General features: G+C 54.5%; 15 protein-coding genes. 3 read left to right on the forward strand and 12 right to left on the reverse strand.

Annotated elements, in window-relative coordinates; all coding sequences use genetic code 11:
• Nucleotides 1-3: 3 nt before the first annotated feature.
• Together HP566_RS10735 and HP566_RS10740 are read right to left on the reverse strand one after the other, a co-directional pair.
• Nucleotides 4-1,005 (reverse strand): 2-hydroxyacid dehydrogenase, encoded by a 1,002-nt coding sequence (locus tag HP566_RS10735; protein ID WP_249977301.1) that lies wholly within the window; start codon nt 1,003-1,005, stop codon nt 4-6.
• A 305-nt stretch (nt 1,006-1,310) separates the two neighbouring features.
• Nucleotides 1,311-2,225: an AEC family transporter gene (locus HP566_RS10740; protein WP_249977256.1), complete on the reverse strand. Its 915-nt coding sequence runs from the start codon at nt 2,223-2,225 to the stop codon at nt 1,311-1,313.
• Between the two features lie 107 nt (nt 2,226-2,332).
• Here HP566_RS10740 and HP566_RS10745 point away from each other — a divergent pair, with 107 nt between their 5' ends.
• Entirely contained in the window at nt 2,333-2,836 is a 504-nt protein-coding gene (locus HP566_RS10745; protein ID WP_249977257.1) for a hypothetical protein, read from the forward strand.
• A 5-nt stretch (nt 2,837-2,841) separates the two neighbouring features.
• On the forward strand, nt 2,842-3,450 hold the full coding sequence (locus HP566_RS10750) for an SCO family protein (protein ID WP_249977258.1): 609 nt from the start codon (nt 2,842-2,844) through the stop codon (nt 3,448-3,450).
• A gap of 28 nt (nt 3,451-3,478) precedes the next feature.
• Here the strand turns inward: HP566_RS10750 and HP566_RS10755 are convergent, their stop codons facing one another.
• From HP566_RS10755 to HP566_RS10785, 7 genes are all read right to left on the reverse strand, one after another.
• Nucleotides 3,479-4,537 (reverse strand): alpha/beta hydrolase-fold protein, encoded by a 1,059-nt coding sequence (locus HP566_RS10755; RefSeq protein WP_249977259.1) that lies wholly within the window; start codon nt 4,535-4,537, stop codon nt 3,479-3,481.
• A gap of 3 nt (nt 4,538-4,540) precedes the next feature.
• A complete protein-coding gene (locus HP566_RS10760; RefSeq protein WP_249977260.1) occupies nt 4,541-5,221 on the reverse strand; it encodes an FKBP-type peptidyl-prolyl cis-trans isomerase in 681 nt (226 codons plus the stop codon).
• A 134-nt stretch (nt 5,222-5,355) separates the two neighbouring features.
• Nucleotides 5,356-5,799: a universal stress protein gene (locus HP566_RS10765; protein ID WP_249977261.1), complete on the reverse strand. Its 444-nt coding sequence runs from the start codon at nt 5,797-5,799 to the stop codon at nt 5,356-5,358.
• Nucleotides 5,800-5,820: 21 nt separating this feature from the next.
• Entirely contained in the window at nt 5,821-7,104 is a 1,284-nt protein-coding gene (locus HP566_RS10770) for a TRAP transporter large permease (RefSeq protein ID WP_249977262.1), read from the reverse strand.
• Between the two features lie 17 nt (nt 7,105-7,121).
• A complete protein-coding gene (locus HP566_RS10775) occupies nt 7,122-7,709 on the reverse strand; it encodes a TRAP transporter small permease (RefSeq protein WP_249977263.1) in 588 nt (195 codons plus the stop codon).
• 207 nt (nt 7,710-7,916) lie between these two features.
• Nucleotides 7,917-8,963, reverse strand: a complete 1,047-nt coding sequence (dctP, locus tag HP566_RS10780) for a TRAP transporter substrate-binding protein DctP (protein ID WP_249977264.1) — start codon at nt 8,961-8,963, stop codon at nt 7,917-7,919.
• Nucleotides 8,964-9,157: 194 nt separating this feature from the next.
• The gene (locus HP566_RS10785; RefSeq protein WP_249977265.1) at nt 9,158-9,721 is read right to left on the reverse strand and encodes a TIGR02444 family protein; all 564 of its coding nucleotides are present in this window, start codon (nt 9,719-9,721) and stop codon (nt 9,158-9,160) included.
• Nucleotides 9,722-9,749: 28 nt separating this feature from the next.
• Between HP566_RS10785 and HP566_RS10790 the strand changes: the two genes are divergently transcribed.
• Nucleotides 9,750-11,693: an ABC-F family ATP-binding cassette domain-containing protein gene (locus HP566_RS10790; protein WP_249977266.1), complete on the forward strand. Its 1,944-nt coding sequence runs from the start codon at nt 9,750-9,752 to the stop codon at nt 11,691-11,693.
• A gap of 23 nt (nt 11,694-11,716) precedes the next feature.
• Here the strand turns inward: HP566_RS10790 and dtd are convergent, their stop codons facing one another.
• From dtd to thiD, 3 genes are all read right to left on the reverse strand, one after another.
• Nucleotides 11,717-12,154, reverse strand: a complete 438-nt coding sequence (gene dtd, locus HP566_RS10795) for a D-aminoacyl-tRNA deacylase (RefSeq protein WP_249977267.1) — start codon at nt 12,152-12,154, stop codon at nt 11,717-11,719.
• A gap of 65 nt (nt 12,155-12,219) precedes the next feature.
• Nucleotides 12,220-13,065 carry a universal stress protein gene (locus tag HP566_RS10800; RefSeq protein ID WP_249977268.1) on the reverse strand — a complete coding sequence of 282 codons (846 nt, stop codon included), beginning with the start codon at nt 13,063-13,065 and terminating at the stop codon, nt 12,220-12,222.
• 144 nt (nt 13,066-13,209) lie between these two features.
• Nucleotides 13,210-14,031 (reverse strand): bifunctional hydroxymethylpyrimidine kinase/phosphomethylpyrimidine kinase, encoded by an 822-nt coding sequence (gene thiD, locus HP566_RS10805; protein ID WP_249977269.1) that lies wholly within the window; start codon nt 14,029-14,031, stop codon nt 13,210-13,212.
• Between the last annotated feature and the right edge of the window lies 1 nt (nt 14,032).

Genomic DNA, 14,032 nt, shown 5'->3' on the forward strand with positions numbered 1-14,032 from the left:
GCGCTAGGGCCGCTTTTCGTAAACAACCCGATGCAGTGTACCGCTACCAGTTTCGAAGGCATCGATATTCGCTAAGGTGGTATCGGCAATATTGGTCAACGCTTCGTCAGTGAAAAATGCCTGATGCCCAGTGATCAGTACGTTGTGAAAGGTGGTCAGGCGCATAAACTGATCATCATCAATCACCTTATACGACAAGTCTTCAAAAAACAGCTGCTCCTCCTCTTCGTACACATCCAGTCCCAGGCGGCCAATATGGCCGCTTTTTAATCCGGCTATCACCGCATGGGTATCCACTACCCGCCCTCGCCCTGTATTGATCAGCATCACACCCTGCTTCATTTGAGCAATGGCATCGGCGTTAATCAGGTGATCGGTGTCGGGAGTCAGAGGGCAGTGCAGCGAGATGATATCTGCCTGTGCATAGAGCGCTTCCAGTGACACATACTCCACAAACGGCTTGGCCTTTGGGTTAGGGTAGGGGTCGTGAGCCACAACCCGGCAACCGAAACCATGCATAATGTCGGCGAAAATGAGCCCAATATGACCGGTGCCAATGACGCCGACGGTTTTTCCATACAGGTCAAACCCAAGCAAGCCATCCAGAGAAAAATTGCCTTCGCGCACCCGGTTATAAGCACGGAATGTCATACGATTCAGGCTCATCACCAACGCCACTGCGTGTTCGGCCACTGCGTGAGGCGAGTAGGCAGGCACCCGCGCCACAGTGATTCCCAGTCGTTCGGCCGTCGCCAGGTCAACATGGTTGAACCCCGCCGAGCGCAGAGCGACCAGCCGTATACCGCTTGCATGAAGCTGCTCAAGCACGGCGGCATCCAGATGGTCGTTTACAAAGGCGCACACACCTTCATGACCTTTCGCCAGTGGCGCCGTCTCAGCGGTTAGCCGCACGTCAAAAAAACTCAGCTCATGGCGCATTGCCGCGTTGGCACGGGACAGAAACGTTTGATCGTAAGGCTTGGCGCTAAACACAGCAATGCGCATGGCGGCTCTTCCTGGCAGTGAATTCATGGTCAGCATAGGCAATCCGCCCATTATCTGTCCAAACGGCACCGGAAGTCGTTGTCCAAGGACAACAGGAGAAATGGCGGGGGAAAAGTAGTAGAAAAAGCCGCTCCAGTGGAGCGGCAAAAGACCGTGACTAGCAATGAGAGGGAGAAACCATGACAGGAAACTGGCGGTTTCTGTCGTGGTTGCCAGCGTCTCATCAAACGCTGACCATCACAATATAATCATTCTCATTTACCGCGTCAACACAAATGCGAATACTTTTTATTTATTCTTTTGTATCAGCTGACCAGTTGTAGCCACAGCGGGAGGGTTACCATCGCCAGCAGCGTTTGGCCGGTAATAATCGCCGCCATTAACTCAGCATCCCCTCCCAACTGGCGGGCAAGAATATAGGCAGAGGTAGCCGTGGGTAGCGCAGCAAATAACAGCGCTACATCGCGGCTCACCGTATCAAGGCCCACAATCCATACCAGCAGCAGCACAAAAGCAGGCATTAATAGTAGTTTTATGCTGTTGGTCGCCACCACCCCACGGTCAAGACGCAACAGCGCCGCCGGCCGCAAAGCCACTCCTACGGCAACCAGTCCTAGCGGCAGGGCGGCCCGTCCCAGGAGTTCCACCGTATCCTCGCTCCAGCCCGGCAACCCGATTCCGGTCAGGTTCAGGGCGATACCAGCCAAGCAGGCTAAAATCAGCGGATTCTTCGCCAGAGCCAACGCGCTTTTACCCAGGCTTGAACCACCTAGGGTGCCCGCTGCCACAAAGCTTGCAACACACATCACATTCACCACCGGCACCATTAATGCCACCGCTACCGCTGCCGTCGTCGCGCCAGTACTGCCATGTAGCGCGACGGCACCGGCCACCCCCACATAGGTATTGAAACGCACCGCCCCCTGGAAGACCGAAGTAAACGCTTCCGGTGTTAGCCCCAACCAGCCCCGAAAATGCCATAGCAACAGGCCGAACAGCCCCATCGCCCCCAGCAACACCATCGCTAAACGTCCTACTGGCACCTGATTGACATCCGCAGTGGCAAGTGTACCCACCAGCATGGCTGGAAACAGCACAAAGTAGATTAGCCGTTCCATCTGCGGCCAAAAGTTCTCACCTGGCCATCGTCCATAGCCAATAACCGCGCCCAGCAAAATGAGTAAAAACAGTGGCCCAAGCGCCCCGGTAATGCTCTCCATTGTTATTCCTTCTTAAGTGCGACATCCCAGCACAGCGACATCTGCGAAATAGCTGTTACCATTAAACAAACTCCCCGCCTCACGGCTTGCTTAGCGACTATTCTGCCATGAAGAACCTGTCTAAACCTGTCTATCTTACGGGTTTTCCAGTGCTGAAAGTGCTTATTCTGGTAACCGGCTTAGCGCTGGCGGCCTGTTCGTGGTACGTCCTGGCCAACTGGCTGAGAGATGATAATGATATAACGTGGTTTGCCCCCAACACAGCCTGTAATTTGCATACCCAGGCGTGTGCTGCCACGCTGGGAGATAAAGGCCGAATCACCCTTACCATTGACACCAACGGACGCATCGAAGCACTGACCATCCTGCCACTGGATGTGGAGGTAGAAGGCCTGGAAGTACACCATGTTAGCGTTGACTTTATCGGTCGTGATATGGATTTAGGCTTGCACCGTTTTGCGCTATCCGCAACGGCACCCGGACATTTTCGCGGGCAGGGTCAGGTCGGTATTTGCACTCAAGCCGTTATGCCGTGGCGCGCACGTGTCATACTGGATACTCCAGAAGGTAAACTAGGCAGTTGGTTCGACTTTGACGTCATTCGGAGTTAATGGGTATGGCAGCTAAACCTCTCAAACGCAAACCACTCTGGCTGGGCCTGGGGGCATTAGTCATCCTGCTCATCATCGGCTCCATCAGCCTCTATCAATTCGTTCTTAACGCCGATAATGATGAACCCAGAGGCGGCCCTATTGCGATGCCTGCAACCCAGGGTGACTTCTCACTAACCCAGCTTGATGAAAATGACATTGCCATTGTGTCGTTTGGTTATACCTACTGCCCTGACGTATGCCCGATGAACCAGGCCGTTAAACGGCAGGCGCTGGCCCAGTTAAGTGAAACCCAGCGTGAACGCGTGGTGCCCGTTATGATTACTGTCGACCCGGAGCGCGACACGCTTACACGTATGGAAGAGTACATGCAGTTCTTTGGTAGTGAGTTTATCGGCTTGGTGGGTAGCCAGGAGCAACTGGAAGATGTCGCGGAACGTTATGGCGTGATTTGGCGGCGAGTAGAGGCGCCCGATTCTGTGATGGAGTACACCGTTGACCATACCGCATCACTGTTTCTGGTAAACCGACACGGGAAAATTCTACAACGTGTGCTCTACTCTCCTACCGCCTATGGCTTAATAGCTGCGTTGGAGAGAGAGCTGGACAGCTGATTGACTCACGCATGTTTGTAGTGGGGGACTAGTCCCCCGAAGAACTCTGTAAGCGGTCCAGCATCGCCATTAGTGCACCTATTTGCTTACCTTCCCGTGAGTCATGAAGCGGGCTTAACTGCCAGGTACTTTCCGCAAATCCCCACCAGTCCCAACACCCCTGGGGGTTCGCCATACTGCTTTCCGCCTGAGGGTAAAGCACCACTTGCCCATGCTCAGCCGCCCAGCGATTAAGGCCATTATAGCGAACAAAGGTATCCTCAATGGCCTCTGCACTCATTTGGCACCCGTGCAGTGCCATGGTGACAGGGCAATCACCCTCCGCGCATACTTCGGGGATAAAAACATAGCCCATATTGGCCAGTCCCTTTACCGCAAATTCAGACTGATCAAACGCAAGCAACTCACCCTCACCCGGGATAGACTGGCGGTCAGGATAGAGCCACTCCAACATCTCACCCGCCACATCTTCACCACACGCCAATATATGGCTTCCGCCACCCTGGCGGCAGCCACCCAGCGACTCAGGGTCAATCGCCGTCTCTTTGGGCAAACGTATCGGCCAGCCATGCCCGGCATCCTCACCCTTGACAAAACGCAGCTGTGCCGGCGTTGCCAGCCATGATTGCCATTGCTCGGCCAGCAGGCTGCCAAGTTCAGGCGCGACGACATCATCCTCATTACCGTGCCACACAAAAGCACGCAGCTGGCTAAGCGCATCCTGGCTGCCCACCTGCTCCTGGGATGCATAGTTTTCCCACCGTCCCTCCAATTCTTCCAAGGATGGCAAACCACGGCGGGTCATCATGCATTGATTAAGGGCTAGACTTAGTGCACCTTGTGCACAGCCCCATGGCCCGGCGGCCACTACCCCGACGCCGCTAAAGCGTTCAGGCCATGCCACCGCCAGTTGTGCTGCCATATACCCGCCGGAGGAAACGCCAACGACGCTTGCCTGATCACTGGCAGCACCTAACGCGGGCAAATCATCAAGTGTGTCATCTGCATACACATTGCTTGCTGCCAACATTATAACAAGCGCACCCATCAGGCTGCGCATGGAGGCGGTGGTTGGGGCTGAGCTCATAACTTACTCGACACCCAGCAGTTCAACGCGGAAGGTCAGCATTTCGTTAGGGCCAATGGGGCCTTGGCCGCCTTCGCCATAAGCAAGCTCAGCAGGGATATACAGCATCCAGCTATCGCCGACACTCATTAGCTGCAGCGCCTCCTGCCAGCCTTCAATCACCTGACCAACCTGGAAGCTCACCGACTCGCCCCGCTCGAAGGAGCTGTCGAACACGGTTCCATCCAGCAGCATGCCTTCGTAGTTCACTTCAACCATATCTTCTGGACCAGGGGTTGCACCATCACCAGACTCCAATACTTCGTACTGCAAACCGGAGTCAGTCACCTCAACCTCTTCGCGCTCAGCATTTTCCGCCAGGAAAGCTTCACCTTCTTCCAGATTCAGCTGGGCAATTTCTGCCGCTTCTGCTTCACGTGCCTGCATTGAGCGCTCCTGAAAGGCCATGAGCGCTTCCATCATCTCTTCTTCGCTCAGCGCCAGCTCATTGGCTTCAAATACGTCGCGCATACCGTCAGTGAAGGCATCAATATCAAGGTCTTCAATATCCGCCTGCATGCTTTCGCCCAGGGTAACCCCCAGGCTATAGGCCAGACGCTGCTCATCAGTTTCAGGGGCTGCCGCTGCAAAAGGAGCCACCAGTAGCAACCCCGTCAGGGCCGTGGAAGAGATCAGTGCTTTCATGAAAAAAACCTTATCCTGCGGCGCTATACGCCAAAATGTTGGTACCTTAAAGACTAACACCCGCCGCCTCAGGCTGCATTACCTGAAGCGGCGGGCGATCATCAGACCACATAACAGACCAGAGGTTTAACGTGTTACACCACAAGTGTAGGGCAGTGTGCCGCACCCGCTACACGTTGGGAGACACTGCCTAACAGCAGGTTTTTCTCACCATTGGTTCCCTGGGCTCCAATAACGATAAGGTCGCACTCACGTTTGCGGGCAAACCGCACAATAGTGCGCGATGGACGCCCCCCTTTAACAAACGCTCTGACCCTGAGGCTCTCCGCTCCCATCTCAATCGCGTGAGACTTTGCGTGCACTGCGATTTCGGTAGCGTACTCTTTAAGCGCATCATCGGGAATGTCGAGCTTATTAGGCCTCACCATGGAAAGTGACGCCTCCAGCAGGCTGTGGTGCTTAAATACGCACAGTAAGTAAAGTTCTGCGCCAGTTAACATATGTAGGCCGACAGCTTTATCGAGAGCCTTAATTGCCCCTTTTGAACCATCCACGGGCACTAAAATGCGGTTGAACATGCGCGTTATCCCTATGGCTGTTTAGCGAAAGGCAACATCACGCAGGAACAGCGCGATTTGTGGGAAAGCAATGATTAACCCTGCGGCTGTTATCAGCATGAAGATGAACGGAGGGGTACCCCGAATCACCTCCCAGTAGGGTCGTTTGAAAATCGCTATGGCCGTGAATATATCGCAGCCGAATGGCGGCGTTGCTGACCCAATGGCGACCTGTAGCGTGATAAGGATACCGACCAATACCGGATCCAGACCTGAAGCCGCTATCGCAGGTGCGAAAATGGGTGTAAGCACCAAAATCACCACGATGGGATCAACAAACATACAGGCGACGAAGAAAGCGATCGAAATAGCGATCAAGACGCCGACAGGCCCTGCTTCATTAATACCAAAGGTACCCAGTATCGCCTGTGGAATCTGTGCAAACGAGATAATCCACGAAAACCCATTGCCTGCGGCGACAAGAATGAAAACCACCGCCGTTATTAAGCCTGTTGACTTGGCAATCGTGAAGATATCAGGCAGCTTTAAGGAGCGGAAAATCACAAACTCCAGCAGAACAGCATACAGCACACAGGCTGCAGCGGCTTCCGTTGGGCTAAAGATGCCGCCATAAATACCGCCCACAATCAGCACAGGAAAGCCAAGCGGCCAAAGGGCTCTTTGCACTGAAACCACACGCTCTTTCCAGCTGGCTTTAGGCTCGGTGGGCACCTTATTTACAATGGCATATACAATACTGTAGGCCGAAAACATCGCTAGAATCAGTACCCCTGGGCCAATGCCTGCGATGAAAAGCTCGGCAATGGAGGTCTGCGATACGACCCCGTAGATAATCATGCCGATACTCGGCGGAATCAAAAAGGCAATATCACTGGAGTTGATAATCAGTGCCAGGGTAAAGGGGTCTTTATAGCCCGCCTTTAGCATCCGTGGTCGCAAAGGCGAACCCACAGCGACCACGGTTGCCTGAGTCGAACCGGAAACAGCACCAAACAGGGTGCACGATACAGCGGTACTTACTGCCAGCCCGCCTTTAATGTGGCCGACAAAGGTCATCACCATATCAATGAGCCGGTTCGCGGAGTGTCCACGAGTCATGATATCGGCTGCCAGGATAAACATGGGTACTGCAATCAGTGATGTGGGACTAACCCCCCGCATCATCTGCTGAATCAGTGTTTCCATTTGCCCCAGACCGCCAAAACTCATAAAAAAGCCGACAAAGGCGGCAGTCATTAAGGGAATCATCATCGGGAAGCCAAGTAGCAGCAGCACGATCATGATCGTAATTATCGTTGCCGTCATGGATAGTTCCTCACTGCCTAAACTTCCGTTTCCGTGTCTTTATAGCCATCTACAACATGGGTCGAGAGATAGACATCCCGCGAGATCACATTGGTATAGGCCGTCATAACGTACTGAATACCTGTAACGGCAAACCCCAGGGGTACCCACACGTACATCCACCACGCTGGAATACCGGTAGAAGGCAGGCTGCGACCACGCCCCATGATGGTCATGATGTAACCAATTGAGTAATAGCACAGCGTGAACATCACTAACGCGGTAAACAAACAGATCAAAATCATTAACCCACGGCGGAAGCCCGTTGGCAGGGCATCGTAGATGGCCGACATGCGGATATGTCGACCATGGCGGGCGGCATAACCAATACCCGCGAAAGTAACCAAAACGATCAATATTCGGTTTACCTCTTCGGAAAAGTGCAAACTTTCCCCGAATACGAAACGCCCAATCACGTTAGCAACTGTATTGACCGCCATCAGGATGACACCCATGGCGAGAATGATGCCTTCCCCTTTACTGATCCATGTGTCTATAACGCCCAATGGCCCTGGTAGCATCGAGCGATAGCTTTTCTCAGCAATATCGTCTTCGCTCATATCCATTACGGTTGCTCCTTATTATGCCCTAGCGTATGCACACCATAACTGCCAAATAGCACAGGCAGTGTTGTCTTCAGCACACTTTGGTAAGCTTGTTAACACTTTAGCGAATCACCACCGGTAAGTATTCAACGCTTATTAGCCGAAGCCCGGGGTAACAAAAAAGGGGCAGCCGATGGCTACCCCCATGAGTAACGGTACTTCTATGCCTTACTCGTTGGTAACAGCTTCGAGGTCTTGTTTGAACTGCTCCAACAGCTCAGCACCACGCTCGCCTGTCATTTCGACGAAGCGCTCTTCTACTTGTGGAGCACGGTCACGGAAGGCCTGGATTTGCTCTTCATCAAGGCGGGTGACAGTTACTTCGTCTGAAGCATCCTGGATTTTCTCCAGTGACTCATCAGCTAAACCTGAAATATGCTCAAGAATATGCTCGTAAGCCGCTTCGGTAGCGTCACGTACCAGTTGCTGGTCATCTTCAGACAGGCCATCAAAGAAGTCCTGATTCGCCATCATAGCGGTGGTGAACCAGCCATGACCGGTGAACACCAGATTGGGGGATACTTCATAGAGGCCACCAGACTCAATCCAGAAAATAGGATTTTCCTGCCCCTGCAGAATGTTCGTTTGCAGACCGCCATAGACCTCACCCCAAGGCAGTGGGGTTGGGCTTGCACCAAAGGCACGGTAGGTTTCCGCTAACAGCGGGTTGGTCATGGTACGGATGTTCTTGCCGCGCAGTTCTTCTGGCGATGTGATCGGCTCATCAACAGTGAGCACCATCTCACCTTCCGGATACATTTTCAGCAGTTCCAGCCCTTGTTCGGCGTAGAGTTCGGGAAAGGTTTCATGAATCGCGGTGCTGGTGTTGAAGAACTCAATGACGGTTTCTTCATCGGTGGGCAGCAGGTAGGGTACAAAAAAGATTTGTGCTTCTGGAATCAGTGCGCCGGTAAAGCCGGGGGACTGGTTGACGAACTGCAGGATACCCGCCTGGGTCTGCTCCATGATGTCGTCAGACTCGCCCAGCTCACCAAAGCGGTATACCTGAACAGTGTGGTCAGAGTTCTCTTCAACGTACTCCTTGAATGCCATGGCGAAGACATCCTGCACATCGCCTTCGTACTCTTCGTGAGCGTAACGCCAGTTATCCGCCTGTGCGGCCGCAGTCATACCCAGCAATAGTGCGCCAACGCTAGCCGTCGTCATTAACTTAGTCGTTACTGAACGAGTCGAAACAGACTTGCTTGCCTTCATGCAGAGTTCCCCTTGCAGTGGTAAGCGCGCTATACGAGTGCGCAAGAATCTGATTTTTGTACAACGCGTATCGCCTGTTACTTTGGCATCATCCGCTAAACCCAAAAACGTTGTTTATTACGATGGGTTAACAGGCGAGTTTTATGTGGCCAACACGCATTATTCAAAAACAGCTTAAATTCAGGCTAGCGCGGTCACTCGAAGCGGTCAAGTTGGCGCGCCAGCACCTCAAAAGCACGTGTGGTGCTTTCGGGTAGACGTTGCTCACTTACTGTACAAGCGTCAAATGCACTGTAAAGAAGCGTATCTTGCAGCCATCTTGCAACTTCCTGCGAACTTATGACTATTTTTGTTAACCGTTGGTTAATTTTTGTGGCCTGCAACGCCCACGCTTCCCAGCGTTGAAGGTTCTCATGCTCAGCCTGTAACTCTGCCTGCTGAATGGTGTTGCGCAGAGCGGCAATGGACTCACATTCAACAGCCTGAGGCTTTAAGTCACGGCGCAATTGGCGCAATATCGCTGTCACCTCCCGCTGCCAACGCAAACGCGTATTGCGCTCCTCTGCCAGCGCCGCTGGTTCCGCCTGCAAGCCATGCCGATAAAGCCAGCAGTGGAACAGCAACTCACACACGTCGATGCCCGCAGCGTCCTGCAAGGCAAGGCAGGCTTCCTCTACTTTCGGCCTGGCATAAAATAGCCGCGCAAAATCCCACAGTGGTGTCTGCTGCAAACGCTGCAATCGGTTAGAATCGTGCATGGATTTACCCACTTTTCCGGGAGAAAGCATGATCGCACTGCGCCAAGTCGCTCTGCAACGGGGCACGCAAACGCTACTCGATAACGCAGACCTTACGCTGCATAACGGCGTTAAGGCTGGCATTATCGGGGCAAATGGTGCCGGTAAGTCGAGCCTGTTTAAACTCCTGTTGGGAGAACTGGGCCCCGACCAGGGCGATGTTGAAATGAGTGGTGGCCAGCGCATTGCTCATATGGCCCAGGAAGTTGAAGCCCTGGACCGGCCCATTGTGGAGTATGTGCTGGATGGTGACCATGCCTTACGTCAGGCGGAAGCTGAGCTGGCCGCTGCCCGTGCATCAGATGATGCCCACCGGGAAGCCGAACTGCATGGATTAATTGAAACCCTCGATGGCTACAGTGCGGAATCCCGGGCGGCGCAATTACTGGTGGGACTCGGCTTTGTACAGGCAGACCTTGCACGGCCTCTATCCGACTTTTCAGGCGGCTGGCGCATGCGGGTTAACCTGGCGCGCACGCTGTTTATGCCCTCTGACCTGCTGCTGCTGGATGAGCCCACCAACCACCTGGACCTTGATGCTCTGCTGTGGCTGGAACAGTGGCTCACCCGCTACCCTGGTACGCTACTGCTGATTTCCCACGACCGTGATTTTTTGGATGCGGTATGTGACCACATCGTGCACATGCATCATCAAACGCTGGAGCTGTATCGCGGTAACTACTCCCGCTTCGAACGTACCCGTGCCGAAAAGCTGGCCCTGCAACAGGCCGAAGCTGCCAAGCAGCAGGCCCGGCGGGAAGAGATAGAACGCTTTATTGCCCGCTTTAAGGCCAAAGCCACCAAGGCCCGCCAGGCACAAAGCCGCGTGAAGATGTTGGAGCGCATGGAAGATATCGCCATGGCGCATGTGGATTCCCCGTTTCACTTTACCCTGCCAGCTGCGGATAAAACCTCCCACCCACTGCTGGTACTTGACCAGGCCACGCTGGGCTACCGCAGTGAGTCGGCGGATACTCCCCAGTTGCAAAACGTCAACATCACGCTACTGCCCGGCAGTCGTATTGGCCTGTTAGGCCCCAATGGAGCGGGTAAATCAACGCTGATCAAATCACTCACGGGGGAGCTTGCGCTACTGGAGGGCAAACGCGTACCGGGTGAGCATTTGGCTATCGGTTATTTTGCCCAGCACCAGCTGGAAGGACTGGATGTCACCACCACACCGTTCGTGCATGTACAGCGCCTTTCCCCCACCGCCAGTGACCAGGAAATTCGTAACTTCCTGGGCGGCTTTGGTTTTAAAGGCGATGATGCCTTTGGCGAAGTCGCCACGTTCTCAGGTGGCGAAAAAGCACGTCTCGCGCTGGCACTGGTGGCCTGGCAAAAGCCCAATCTGCTACTGTTGGACGAGCCGACCAACCATCTGGATCTGGAGATGCGCGAAGCACTGACCGAAGCGCTGGCCGGATTTGAGGGCACCGTCATTCTGGTATCCCATGATCGCCACCTGTTACGCGCCACCGTCGATGAATTTTGGCGGGTTGCCGACCATAAGGTAGAGCCCTTTGATGGCGACCTGGATGACTACCGGGCATGGCTAAAAGCCCGCCTGGAAGAGAACCGCCGTGATTCGCGCAGCGAGAAAAACGAACGCCAAAACCAGCAGCCCAGCGGCGACAGGAAAGCAGCCCGGAAAGCCGCCGCTGAATTGCGAGAAAAACTGCGCCCACTGAAAAAACAGCGCGATCAGGCAGAAAAGGCCATGGAGCAGGCCCAGCAGGCCCTCGAAAGTGTAGAAGCCATACTTGCCGACCCATCGCTCTATACCGACAGTACACGGAAAGCAGAACTCTCCAATGCCCTTGCCCAACAGGCAGAGGTCAAAGCCCGGCTGGATAACGCCGAACAAACATGGCTCGCCGCCGAGGAAGAATTGGAAGCCATGGAGGCTGAGCTACTGGCCAGTGAAGCTTAGGCAGGAGCTATCAAGCGACGCCGCTAGCTCTCCAGCAAAAAGGTTACCGGCCCGTCATTAACCAGCGCCACCTGCATATCGGCACCAAATTCGCCGGTAGCCACCTTGGGCCATGCAGCGCGTGCCTGAGCCAAAAGATAATGAAACAGGCGCTCTCCGTCAGCAGGAGGCGCAGCGCTGGAGAAGCTGGGGCGTAGCCCCTTCCGGGTATCAGCGACCAGGGTGAACTGGGACACCAGCAGCAGCCCCCCTTCAACCTGCTGAAGATTGTTGTTCATTTTATCGTCAGCATCACTGAATACCCGGTAGTGCAGTAACTTATGCAAAAGCTTATCGGCATCCGCCTCACTATCCCCCCGTTCGACACCCACCAACGCCAACAGCCCCTGGTCGATGGCGCCCACAACGTCACCCTTGACCGAGACGTTGGCATGCTTTACCCGTTGAATCAGCGCTTTCACCTATTTCCTCATTTTGCTGGCAAGCAGTATCGGTTATTAGTGCCAATCTTAATCCACAGGCGTACTTACCATGAACGGCATAGCATCAAATCACAGTGGGGCTCACTGAGCAGCATCTCTGTCAATTGGCTGGCATGGTGGGGCTGACCACGGCTACCCAGCATGACAAGATCAGGCGAGTGGCGCTTCATATAGTCTTGCAGTATGTCACAGGGATGGCCTTGCTCTAACACCAGCTCGATATCGGGCACACCGTCCAACTCACGCATCAGGCTCTCTATTTCACTATTCAGCGCGCCTCGTAGCCTGGCAACTTCGTGGTCACGCCACTGGGCGTAGTACGTCTGTGAACCCAGTTCCCGTTCACCGGGAAGATTCCAGGCGTGAAGTAACGTCAACTTGGCTTCCGGAAAGCGCACCAACGCCTCTTTCAAGGTGTGGCGGGCCGTCAACGAAAAGTCGATCGGCACCAGAATATGCTGCCATGGTTGGGTAGGCAGGTATGAGGCTATCACTACGGGGCAGGGTGCGCTGCGCAATACCCGCATCACCGTCGTTCCTGGAAGCAGGTCCTTCTGGCCACGCTTACGGTGCATCCCCATAATAATCAGCGATGCATTACGCTCATGCGCTTCACGCACGATTTCAACATGGGGGGAACCCACCACGCTCTGAATCATTAACGACGGCGCTTCCAGGGCATAATCTTCGCGTAGGTCGGTTAACGTGGCGCTAATGTCTTCATTCACCGCCCGCTCCACTTCCTGTAGAACGCGACGGGGCAGGTAGGGGTCAAGGACATGCAGAATGTCGAGCTGGGCGCCCTGCATATAAGCAAGGCGAAGGGCCCGGGCAAAAGCAGCTCGGTTATCCTGGGAAAGATCCGTGGCAAACAGCAGGGTCCGAGGCATGGCGTCACTCCTTATCCGAACAGGTCGGCGCAGTAGGCAGTCGTACGGGCACTCTTCAGCATGGTGTGCGAAGGCGCATACCGCAAGAAGTCTATTTGCCAACTCACACGGCTCCGCGCTAATCCTTGAGCCATGTCAACATCATTACCACCAGACGTGAAAGTGGTGCACCGGGCCACGGCCTTTGCCAACGCCTAAACGCTCACTCGCTTCCAGTGCGGCATGTAACCACTGCTTCGCCTCGCTGATAGCCTGTACAGGCGCATTAGCAGCTACTTCCTGGGGCAGCTTCGCCAAACAGGCAGTAATAGCGGAGGAGAGCGCACAGCCGGTACCGTGCAAGTTGTCGGTAGCAATACGTGAGGCGGGCAACCAAGTATGACCGTCAGGAGTTGCCAGCAAATCAGGGCAGGTTTCCCCGCGCAGATGCCCGCCCTTTAGCACCACGTAAGGCGCACCCAACTGGCTGAGCCCTGGCAACATCGCTTCCATCTCATCAAGCGTTGTGGGCGATTGGGTATCCAGCAGCACAGCGGCCTCTGGCAGATTTGGCGTAATGACATCCGCCAGTGGCACCAGGATGTCACGCACAGCCCGAATCCCGGCATCGTCTACCAGAGTATCGCCGCTTTTGGCCACCATCACCGGATCAAGCACAATCCAGCGGGGGCGATGCTGGCTCAGTACATCCGCAATGACCTCTGCGACCTCCCGGCTGGCGACCATGCCGATCTTAACGGCAGTCACCGCCACATCGCTCAGCAGGTTTTCCAACTGCTCACGAATAGCCTGGGGTGGCACAGGGTAAACCGATGCCACACCACAGGTATTTTGAGCGATAACGGCGGTGATCACATTGGTGCCATACACCCCAAGCGCTGAGAAGGTTTTAAGATCCCCCTGCAGCCCTGCGCCGCCTGAAGGGTCAGAGCCTGCGATCGTCAGTACATTGGCGATGTCCGTCATA

The organism is Vreelandella olivaria (assembly GCF_023507745.1).
GTDB lineage: Bacteria > Pseudomonadota > Gammaproteobacteria > Pseudomonadales > Halomonadaceae > Vreelandella > Vreelandella olivaria_A.

Coding starts and splice junctions, on each gene's coding strand:
- HP566_RS10775 (WP_249977263.1), bottom strand. CDS start 7,709: ATGGATATGAGCGAAGACGATATTGCTGAGAAAAGCTATCGCTCGATG.
- HP566_RS10745 (WP_249977257.1), top strand. CDS start 2,333: ATGAAGAACCTGTCTAAACCTGTCTATCTTACGGGTTTTCCAGTGCTG.
- HP566_RS10735 (WP_249977301.1), bottom strand. CDS start 1,005: ATGCGCATTGCTGTGTTTAGCGCCAAGCCTTACGATCAAACGTTTCTG.
- HP566_RS10760 (WP_249977260.1), bottom strand. CDS start 5,221: ATGAAAGCACTGATCTCTTCCACGGCCCTGACGGGGTTGCTACTGGTG.
- thiD (WP_249977269.1), bottom strand. CDS start 14,031: ATGACGGACATCGCCAATGTACTGACGATCGCAGGCTCTGACCCTTCA.
- HP566_RS10740 (WP_249977256.1), bottom strand. CDS start 2,225: ATGGAGAGCATTACCGGGGCGCTTGGGCCACTGTTTTTACTCATTTTG.
- HP566_RS10800 (WP_249977268.1), bottom strand. CDS start 13,065: ATGCCTCGGACCCTGCTGTTTGCCACGGATCTTTCCCAGGATAACCGA.
- HP566_RS10785 (WP_249977265.1), bottom strand. CDS start 9,721: ATGCACGATTCTAACCGATTGCAGCGTTTGCAGCAGACACCACTGTGG.
- HP566_RS10790 (WP_249977266.1), top strand. CDS start 9,750: ATGATCGCACTGCGCCAAGTCGCTCTGCAACGGGGCACGCAAACGCTA.
- dctP (WP_249977264.1), bottom strand. CDS start 8,963: ATGAAGGCAAGCAAGTCTGTTTCGACTCGTTCAGTAACGACTAAGTTA.
- HP566_RS10765 (WP_249977261.1), bottom strand. CDS start 5,799: ATGTTCAACCGCATTTTAGTGCCCGTGGATGGTTCAAAAGGGGCAATT.
- HP566_RS10770 (WP_249977262.1), bottom strand. CDS start 7,104: ATGACGGCAACGATAATTACGATCATGATCGTGCTGCTGCTACTTGGC.
- HP566_RS10755 (WP_249977259.1), bottom strand. CDS start 4,537: ATGAGCTCAGCCCCAACCACCGCCTCCATGCGCAGCCTGATGGGTGCG.
- HP566_RS10750 (WP_249977258.1), top strand. CDS start 2,842: ATGGCAGCTAAACCTCTCAAACGCAAACCACTCTGGCTGGGCCTGGGG.